1 protein-coding gene is annotated in these 1,883 nt (G+C 73.6%); it reads left to right on the forward strand.

Annotated elements, in window-relative coordinates:
• Positions 1 to 171 precede the first annotated feature (171 nt).
• The coding region (efeU, locus tag ACOJUF_RS02750; RefSeq protein WP_420120335.1) for an iron uptake transporter permease EfeU at positions 172 to 1,883 on the forward strand (1,712 nt) is incomplete at its 3' end.

The following is a 1,883-nucleotide window of genomic DNA, read 5'->3' on the forward strand; positions in this document are numbered from 1 at the left end:
GGGGCGGATGGTCATCGCAACAGGGTACGAAACCCGCGCCCGGCCACGTCGGGACCTTCGACCCGGTGGAGGTGGGGCGGTCGCGGATGTATGGTGCGTGGCTAGGGCAGGCTAACCAACACCTTGCCTGGGGGTGCGGCCATCCGCGCCGACACGAGGCGGGAGGTGCGCATGCTCGCGACGTTCGTCATCGGCCTGCGCGAAGGACTCGAGGCCGCGCTCATCGTGGGCATCATCGCCGCCTTCCTCAAGCAGAGCAACCGCGCCGACGCGATCCGGCACGTCTGGATCGGCGTCGGGGTCGCGGTCGTGATCTGCCTGGGCGTCGGTGTGCTGCTGCAGGTGCTCCGTTCGGAGCTGCCGCAGGAGCAGCAGGAGATGCTCGAGTGCGTCGTCGCCGGGATCGCCGTGCTGATGATCAGCTACATGATCCTGTGGATGCGCAGGCACTCCCGCGACCTGCGCAGCAGCCTGCAGGACGCGGCCGGCAGCGCCCTGGCCCGGGGCAGCGCCGCCGCGCTGATCGTCATGGCGTTCCTGGCCGTCATCCGGGAGGGCTTCGAGACCTCGGTCTTCCTCCTCGCCGCCTTCCAGTCCGTCGTGTCGCCGATCGAGGCGGCGATCGGTGTCGTGCTGGGGATCGGCGTGTCCGTGGCCCTGGGCTACCTGGTCTACCGCGGCGGGATCCGGCTGAACCTGTCCCGGTTCTTCCGCATCACCGGCGCCGTCCTGGTGCTGGTCGCGGCCGGTCTGGTGATGAGCACGCTGCGGGCCGCGTACGAGGCCGGCTGGCTGGTCGCAGGCCAGCAGCAGGCGCTCGATCTGACCGCGATCGCCCGGCCGGGTTCGGTGCAGGAGTCGCTGCTGACCGGCATGCTCGGCATCCGTTCGACCCTGCCCGTGGTCGAGGTCGTCGCCTACCTGCTGTATGCGGTGCCGATGCTGCTCGTGGTGCTCTGGCCGCCGACGCGAACGCCGGGCACCCGCACGATCGGCCGGATCCTGGTCGGCTCGGCCGCCGCGGCGCTGGCCGTCGCCGGGCTGCTGGTGGCGCTCGCCCCCGCCGTCCCGGCGCCGTTGACCACCGTGCAGGGCCCGTTCGCGCTGACCGGTGACGGCGGGGTGACCGGCACCGCCACGGTCCAGCTGTCCGCCGACGGGTCCACCGCGACCCTGTCGGTGGAGGCCGGCGGGTCGACGACGGCCGGCTCCACGACGCTGGTCACCACCGGCCACACCACGGTCGCGACCGCCGGCGGCGCCGCGGCCACCGTGACGACGCTGGCCGGCACCCCGATCAGCGGTCCGGCCGATGGCGAGCTCCCGGCCACCCTGACCGTCGAGCAGATCGCGGCGCTCAACGGCGGCCGGCTGCCGGTCGGCATCCGGTCCTCGCAGGGACAGGCCTTCCCGGCCGTCTACACCGACACCGTGACGCCGACGATCTCGGCCGACCAGGACGCCGGCCTCGTCGTCGGGCTCAGCGTCCGGCTGGTCCGGACTGTGGCGGTCGCGGTCGCCGACCGCGCGCCGGTGCAGGTCGGCACGATCAGCGAGAACACCCTGGTCACCCCGGCCGACGTGGTCGCTCCCGCGCTGGCCCAGGTGGCGGTCTTCGAGAGCGAGCGGGCTGCCCACGAGGTGCTCGGTCGGGTGATCCCGGCCCTGCTGACCGTCTTCGCCGGTGTGCTGCTGGCCTTCGGGCTGCCCAAGCTCCGCCGCCCTCGTCCTGCCGCCCCGAGCGGCGGGGGACCGGCATCGCCCGGGGCGCCGGCCGTTCGGCCGGCGCAACCGGCGCCGGCCACTGGGTCGGCCACTGGGTCGGCCACTGGGTCGGCCACTGCGTCGGTTCCGGTGTCGGTCCGGGTGGGGGCAGCGCCGGC

Origin of the sequence: Nakamurella sp. (genome assembly GCF_048594475.1) — a bacterium.
GTDB lineage: Bacteria > Actinomycetota > Actinomycetes > Mycobacteriales > Nakamurellaceae > Nakamurella.